Origin of the sequence: Nocardia farcinica (assembly GCF_029867845.1) — a bacterium.
GTDB lineage: Bacteria > Actinomycetota > Actinomycetes > Mycobacteriales > Mycobacteriaceae > Nocardia > Nocardia farcinica_A.
Window position 1 is genome coordinate 1 of the sequence record NZ_JARWRU010001165.1, and the last position, 6418, is coordinate 6418.

General features: G+C 69.9%; 8 protein-coding genes and 1 pseudogene. 6 read left to right on the forward strand and 3 right to left on the reverse strand.

What is annotated here, in order from left to right; genetic code table 11:
- The first annotated feature begins 619 nt into the window (after positions 1-619).
- Together QH283_RS25840 and QH283_RS25845 are read left to right on the forward strand one after the other, a co-directional pair.
- On the forward strand, positions 620-1222 hold the full coding sequence (locus tag QH283_RS25840) for a transglycosylase SLT domain-containing protein (RefSeq protein ID WP_280505540.1): 603 nt from the start codon (positions 620-622) through the stop codon (positions 1220-1222).
- A gap of 60 nt (positions 1223-1282) precedes the next feature.
- Complete coding sequence (locus tag QH283_RS25845; protein ID WP_280505541.1) at positions 1283-1597, forward strand: hypothetical protein; 315 nt, start codon at positions 1283-1285, stop codon at positions 1595-1597.
- A 30-nt stretch (positions 1598-1627) separates the two neighbouring features.
- On the opposite strand, the gene QH283_RS25850 is transcribed toward QH283_RS25845, so the two are convergent.
- Positions 1628-2107, reverse strand: a complete 480-nt coding sequence (locus tag QH283_RS25850) for a MarR family winged helix-turn-helix transcriptional regulator (RefSeq protein WP_280505542.1) — start codon at positions 2105-2107, stop codon at positions 1628-1630.
- 190 nt (positions 2108-2297) lie between these two features.
- On the opposite strand from QH283_RS25850, the gene QH283_RS25855 reads away from it, so the two are divergent.
- Positions 2298-2591: an excalibur calcium-binding domain-containing protein gene (locus tag QH283_RS25855; RefSeq protein ID WP_280505543.1), complete on the forward strand. Its 294-nt coding sequence runs from the start codon at positions 2298-2300 to the stop codon at positions 2589-2591.
- A gap of 115 nt (positions 2592-2706) precedes the next feature.
- Here QH283_RS25855 and QH283_RS25860 read toward each other — a convergent pair whose 3' ends face one another.
- Positions 2707-2928: a DUF3618 domain-containing protein gene (locus tag QH283_RS25860; protein WP_040794950.1), complete on the reverse strand. Its 222-nt coding sequence runs from the start codon at positions 2926-2928 to the stop codon at positions 2707-2709.
- Positions 2929-3084: 156 nt separating this feature from the next.
- On the opposite strand from QH283_RS25860, the gene bcp reads away from it, so the two are divergent.
- A complete protein-coding gene (gene bcp / locus QH283_RS25865; protein ID WP_280505544.1) occupies positions 3085-3555 on the forward strand; it encodes a thioredoxin-dependent thiol peroxidase in 471 nt (156 codons plus the stop codon).
- 34 nt (positions 3556-3589) lie between these two features.
- Here bcp and QH283_RS25870 read toward each other — a convergent pair whose 3' ends face one another.
- Positions 3590-4393: a TetR/AcrR family transcriptional regulator gene (locus QH283_RS25870; protein ID WP_280505545.1), complete on the reverse strand. Its 804-nt coding sequence runs from the start codon at positions 4391-4393 to the stop codon at positions 3590-3592.
- Between the two features lie 105 nt (positions 4394-4498).
- Between QH283_RS25870 and QH283_RS25875 the strand changes: the two are divergent.
- Together QH283_RS25875 and QH283_RS25880 are read left to right on the forward strand one after the other, a co-directional pair.
- A pseudogene (locus QH283_RS25875) lies at positions 4499-5507 on the forward strand (ATP-binding cassette domain-containing protein).
- 114 nt (positions 5508-5621) lie between these two features.
- Positions 5622-6356 carry an ABC transporter permease gene (locus QH283_RS25880; RefSeq protein WP_280505546.1) on the forward strand — a complete coding sequence of 245 codons (735 nt, stop codon included), beginning with the start codon at positions 5622-5624 and terminating at the stop codon, positions 6354-6356.
- The last annotated feature ends 62 nt before the right edge of the window (positions 6357-6418 follow it).

Sequence of the window (6418 nt, forward strand, 5' to 3'; positions counted from 1 at the left end):
CAGCGGGTTCGGGGTTCGAGACCCTGAGGGCGCACAGTACCAGACGCCCCGCTCGGCCCGACGAGCGGGCCTTTTTCATGTGCCGGACACCCGAGCATCGCCCTTTCGGCGGCCGGAAATCGGGACCGAACCGTCACCCGCGCGTTATCCACGCGAGATCATCCGAAACTTTTTCGTGACCTCCGTCACGGATTGTTTAACGGCAAACTCCCTGCAAGCGGGCCGATTCCAGCAAACGGCGAGCAGCCGACCAAGATCGTCCGCACCTCCGGTTCGCCGCCCGTTCACCTTCCGTTCACCTTCCGTGACCATTCTGCAATCAGGTCACAGCGACCAGGGGTTCTCGATCTCCGACCAGCCGCGGCGCCTCTCGCCCGGCAAGCCCCGTCGCTCCACCCGATGTGGAGTTCCGCGCGACGCCCGCGGCCGCCCTCGCCTCCCGAGGGGCCGCGCAGGCAGAAACGTCGTGTCCCGCCGGACCACAGCGTCCGCCGACAACAGAACCGACAACAGCACACCGATTCCATCGGCACGAGGCCCACCTGCCCGCGCCGCCGGATCCGCGCTGCTCGAGTGCGATTCGGACCACCACGTCCCCTATCGAGGAACCGATTCAGCGATGCCCGACACCCGTCTGCTCACCTTCCGCCGCACCACCCTTCGCGAAGGGGTGAGCCTCGCGGTGGCCGCCGCGGCCGTTCTCGCCGTGGCCACCTCCTCGGCGATCTCCGTCGCCGACGACCGGCCCACCAGCCGCATCACCATGGTCGCCGAACAGGCGCCGCTCACCGAGGACGGCACGGCAGGCGCGGAGACCGCCGCGCCCGTCACCGAGATCGCGCCGCTGCCTGCGCCCCAGGAGCTGGCCGAGGCACTGGCCAAGCCCGCACCGAAGGTCTACGAGAACAACCTCGACGGCTGGATCCGCGAAGCGCTGGACATCATGGCCGCGAAGGGAATTCCCGGCACCTACGAGGGCATCCACCGCAACATCATGCGCGAGTCCACCGGTAATCCGCAGGCCATCAACCTCTGGGATTCCAACGCCGCGGCGGGCATTCCCTCCAAGGGCCTGCTCCAGGTGATCGACCCCACCTTCGCCGCCTACCACGTCGACGGCACCCCCTTCGACATCTGGAACCCGGTCTCCAACATCGTCGCCGCCTGCAACTACGCCGCGCACCGCTACGGCAGCATGGACAACGTCAACAGCGCGTACTGACCGCCGGACGACGCCGCGGGGCCGTCCCCCGCGCCACGGGCCGCGCCGTAGGATGCGCCGGTGGCCGATTACGCGCACAACGACGTCTCGGCCGCCCGTCGTGCCGAGAAGGCCAGGCGGCTGGCGGCCTATCTGTGGGATCGCGACATCAGCGCGAGGGAACTACGGGCGATGCCGCCCGCCCAGCTGCGCAAGCTGGCCAGAGCCGCGCAGACCAATCCGCCGAGCACCGGCGAGACCTGGCGGCTGGTCGCCGAGTTGCTCGACGAGAAGGACGCGTGGGCGGCCCGCCACCCGGACCATCCGGCGGCCAGGCGCACCGACGCCGACGAGAAGCTGCTGTGGGTGAAGCCGCCGATCACCCCGTGGTCGTGAGTGACCGTCGTGAGTGACCGCCGAGGGCGCCTACCGCTCACAGGCCTCGGCGCACTCCTCGTCGTCGGGATCGCCGGCGGGGACGACCCGGTCGGCGATCTCGCGCAGTACGCGGGCCTGCTCCTCGCTGAGCCGGTCGATGAACAGTGCGCGCACCAGCTCGACGTGATGTGGCGCGGCCTGTTCGATGGCGGCCCGGCCCGCCTCGGTGAGCTCGACGACGATGCCGCGCGCGTCCTCCGGCGACGGCGCGCGGGTGACCAGACCTCGGGCGTCCATCCTGGCCAGATGCTTGGACAGCCTGCTCTTCTCCCAGCGCACCGCCGCGGCCAGGTCCTTGGCGCGCAACCTGCCCGCCGGCGCGGCCGACAGCGGCACCAGCAGGTCGTAGTCGGCCAGCGACAGCCCGTCACGCGCCAGACCTGCGGCGATCGCGGCGTCCATCCGCAACCTGATCCGAATATAGGCGTGCCAGGTCTGCTGTTCTTGTGCGCTGAGCCACCGTGCCACCGCGCCAGTCTAGCGATTGGTTGACATGGACACCACATACGGGACGGTACGGTTTGCCGCCCCTGCACCATGCCCCGGGCCGCGTTCGCGCGGTTGACAACTCCGCGACCCATCGGAACAGTGGGTGGGCGCCGGGACCGCCCGGCACATTCACCGCAGCACAATCATCGCAGCAGACACAGAGGAATACATGAACGTTCGCCGGCTCCTTGTCAGCACCGCCGCAGCGGGCCTGACGCTCGTCGCGGCCCCCGCCCTGGCCTCCGCCAACACCGGCTCGGCCGGGACCGGCTCCTCCGCCATCGACACCGGTCTGATCCTGACCGGTTCGGCCGGTCTGTCCCAGACCGGTTCGGCTGGCGGAGCCTTCGCCAACTGCGACGAGGCCCGCGCCGCGGGCCGGGCCCCGATCTTCCGCGGCGAGCCGGGCTACGGTCCGCACCTCGACCCCGACGGCGACGGATTCGCCTGCCCCACGGTCTGATTCGAGCCACGCTCGAAACAGGCCCCTACGGATCACGGAACGACGTGGCCGCAGACGAGAACACCCGGTGTCGCTCCAGGCGCACCGGGTGTTCTCGTTTTCGCGTGCTACGCGCTCAGCGGAAGAGCTTGACCAGCACCAGCCCGACCACCAGCGCGCCCGCGCCGATCAGCGAGTACTTCACCTTCGGCTGATTCAGCTTCGCCACGACCACCGCCTTGGTGTCGTCGGCGATCCGCTGCGGATCGGCGCGCACCGCCAATTCGTCGAGCGTGCTCGCCAGCCGCGCACGAGCCTCCTCGATCTCCCGCTCGATCCGCTCGGTATCCCTACCCACGTCATTCCTCCTCGTCGATCGGCGTGCACCGGGCGCGAACCGGGCCCGGACTCCACCGAGATGCCCCGGCCGGGAAACCCGGCGGCTCGCGAATCACCGGGGCTCGCGCACGAGTGTATCGGCCCGCTCCGCGGCCGCTCGGTTACCGTGCAGGACGTGACGAACCAACGACTCGCCCCCGGTGACATCGCCCCCTCCTTCACCCTCCCCGACGCCGACGGCAACGAGGTCTCGCTCGCCGACTACCGCGGCCGCAAGGTGCTCGTCTACTTCTACCCGGCCGCGAGCACGCCGGGCTGCACCAAGCAGGCCTGCGATTTCCGGGACAATCTCGCCGATCTGGAGGGAGCGGGCATCGCGGTCGTCGGGATCTCCCCCGACAAGCCGGCCAAGCTGGCCAAGTTCCGCGACGCCGAGTCGCTGACCTTCCCGCTGCTGTCGGACCCCGACCGCGCGGTGCTCACCGAGTGGGGCGCCTTCGGGGAGAAGAAGATGTACGGCAAGACCGTCACCGGCGTCATCCGCTCCACCTTCCTCGTCGACGAGGAGGGCAGGATCGAGCTGGCGCAGTACAACGTGCGCGCCACCGGTCACGTGGCCAAGCTGCGTCGCGACCTGTCGGTCTGAGCTCGCGTACGGCGCGCCGTCACCGGCGGCGCGCTCAGCTCGCCGCCCGGCCTCCGGCAGCTCCTCCGTCGACCACATCCGATTGCCCGGCGTCGAATCCCCCCGAGTCGAGAAAGCGCTCGTAACCGTCGAGCATCCGATCCAAGCCGAACTCGAAATCTGCCCGGGCCCAATCGATGTCGCCGTCGAAGGCGCGTTGTGCCAGCGCGGAGAGCAACGCGGGGAATCGCGCCGGGTCGAGCACCGAGCGCATCGCGCCCTCGAAGTCGTGGTCCCCGCCCTGATCGGCGATGAAATCCTTCGCCGCCCAGAACCGGCCGAGGACGTAGAGCGACAGGTTCATCACCAACTGCAGCCGCATCGATTCGGGCAGGTTCGTCCGCCCCAGCGTCGCCAGCCCGGCTTCCAGCCAGGCCATGTTGTTGGGCCCCATCGGCGGCCCGGCCAACGGCATGTCCAGCCACCACGGATGCCGGGCGACCGTCTCGAATTCCGCCAGCGCCCAGGCCCGTAGTCCGGCCCGCCAGCCGTCGTCGGCCGCGATCTCGGGCGGGCTGCCGATCACTCGATCCAGCACCAGCATGACCAGCGTCTGCTTGTTCTCGACATAGCGGTACAGCGACATCGCGGTGACGCCGAGTTCCTTGCCGATCCGGTTCATCGACAACGCCGAGGAGCCTTCGGCGTCGGCCAGGGCGATGGCCGTGTCGAGGATCTGTTCCAGCGTCAGTCCGCGCCGTGGACCGCGCTCCCCTTCCCTGTCCAGGCCCCACAGCAACGCCACCGACCTCGGCAGGTCGGTCGGCGGCATCCCGCTGGCATCCTCCGGCGTGGTCATGGCTTCCTCCTTCGCGTCGACTCTAGCCGTGCGGCGAGGTTGCGTCCGTCAACTGCTTAGCCTATAAACAGTATTACCAATAAACAGTTCTTGGGAGAGGTTCGCATGACCACCCGTCCCACCTCCGCACTCACCGTGCGCTCGTTGCACAAGTCCTACGGCGAGCACCGGGTGCTCGACGCCATCGATCTGGAAGTCCCCGCGGGCACGATCTTCTCGCTGCTCGGCCCCAACGGTGCGGGCAAGACCACCCTGGTCCGCATCCTGGCCACACTGACCGCCCCCCGACGGCGGCGAGGTCCGCGTCTTCGGTCACGACCTCGTCCGTGAGGCGGCGGCCGTCCGTGGCCTGATCGGCGTCACCGGCCAGTTCGCCGCCGTCGACAAGGTGCTGACCGGCGCGGAGAACCTGCAACTCACCGGCAGGCTGCTGCATCTGCCCGGCGACCTCATCCGCGCCAGGCGCGAGGAGCTGCTCGAGCGCTTCGACCTCGTCGCGGCGGCGGGCAAGCCCGCCGAGACCTATTCCGGCGGCATGCGCAGGCGCCTCGACCTGGCGATGAGCCTGATGGGCAGGCCCCGCCTGGTGTTCCTCGACGAGCCGACCACCGGCCTCGACCCGCGCAGCCGCCGCGAATTGTGGTCGGTGATCAGGGAACTGGCCGCCGAAGGCGTGACCATCCTGCTCACCACGCAATATCTCGAGGAGGCCGATCAGCTCGCCGACCGCATCGCCGTGCTGGACGGAGGCCGGATCGTCGCCGAGGGCACCGCCGCGGAACTGAAGCAGCGCGTCCCCGGCGGCCACCTCGCGGTCTTCTTCGCCGACGCGCCGACGCTCGACACCGCCGCCCGCGCGCTGGTCGACCTCGGGCACCAGCCCGATCACGACCAACTGGCCCTGCGCATCCCCTCCGACGGCAGCGCCGCCGACATCAAGCACGTCCTCGACCGGCTCGCCGAACGCGACGTCACCATCGAACGCCTGGCGGTGCACACGCCCGACCTCGACGACGTCTTCTTCGCCCTCACCGGCCGCCCCACCCCCACCGGCGCACCGGCGGGCCATCCCACCCCGACCGGCCACCCCACCCCGACCGGCACCGCGGCCTGACCCGCCGAGGCCGACGAACGAAACGAGCCAGCCATGACGACCACCGAGCCCCACCTCGCGCCGAGACCATCCCTGCACCACCGGGCGTTGCGCACCACGCGGGACAGTCTCACCATGCTCGACCGCAATCTGCGGCACACCCGCCGCAGTCCCGACACCATGATCATGACGCTGGCGCTGCCGATCGTGATCCTGTTGATGTTCGTCTACGTCTTCGGCGGCGCGATGAACACCGGTGACGGCGCCTACATCGACTACGTGGTGCCGGGCATCATCCTGCTGTGCGCGGGCTTCGGCTCCGCGACCACCGCGGTGAGCATCGCCGTCGACCTGAGCGAAGGCATCGTCGACCGCTTCCGCGCCATGGACATCGCCCGCTCGGCGATGCTCACCGGGCACGTCGCCGAGAGCGTGCTGCGCAATCTCGTCACCACCGGCATCGTGATCGTGCTGGCGGTGGCGCTCGGCTTCCGCCCCACCGCCGACCCGTTGCGCTGGGTCGGCGCGCTCGCGGTGATCGCGATGTTCGTGCTCGCGCTGTCCTGGGTGGCCGCCGCGCTCGGGCTGCTGGCCCGAAACCCGGAAGCCGCCAACGGGTTCACCTTCGCCTTCATGTTCCTGCCCTACGTGAGCAGCGCCTTCGTTCCCACCGAGACCATGCCGACCGCCCTGCACGCCTTCGCGGAGAACCAGCCGGTGACCCCGGTCATCGAGACGGTGCGCGGGCTGCTCATGGGCACCCCGATCGGCGAGAGCGCCGTGCTCGCCGTCGCGTGGTGCGCCGGCATCGCGGCGGTGGGCTACACGGCGGCGCGGGTGCTGTTCCACCGTCGCGCGACCACCGGCTGACCTGCCGCACCGGCCGTGAGAAACGGCCCGGGGCCCCCCCCCCGCGGGGGCCCGGGGGGGGG

Bases quoted from the DNA above. Each gene is read 5' to 3' on its own strand.
- QH283_RS25840 (WP_280505540.1), top strand. From the start codon at position 620: ATGCCCGACACCCGTCTGCTCACCTTCCGCCGCACCACCCTTCGCGAA.
- QH283_RS25855 (WP_280505543.1), top strand. From the start codon at position 2,298: ATGAACGTTCGCCGGCTCCTTGTCAGCACCGCCGCAGCGGGCCTGACG.
- QH283_RS25870 (WP_280505545.1), bottom strand. From the start codon at position 4,393: ATGACCACGCCGGAGGATGCCAGCGGGATGCCGCCGACCGACCTGCCG.
- QH283_RS25880 (WP_280505546.1), top strand. From the start codon at position 5,622: ATGCTCGACCGCAATCTGCGGCACACCCGCCGCAGTCCCGACACCATG.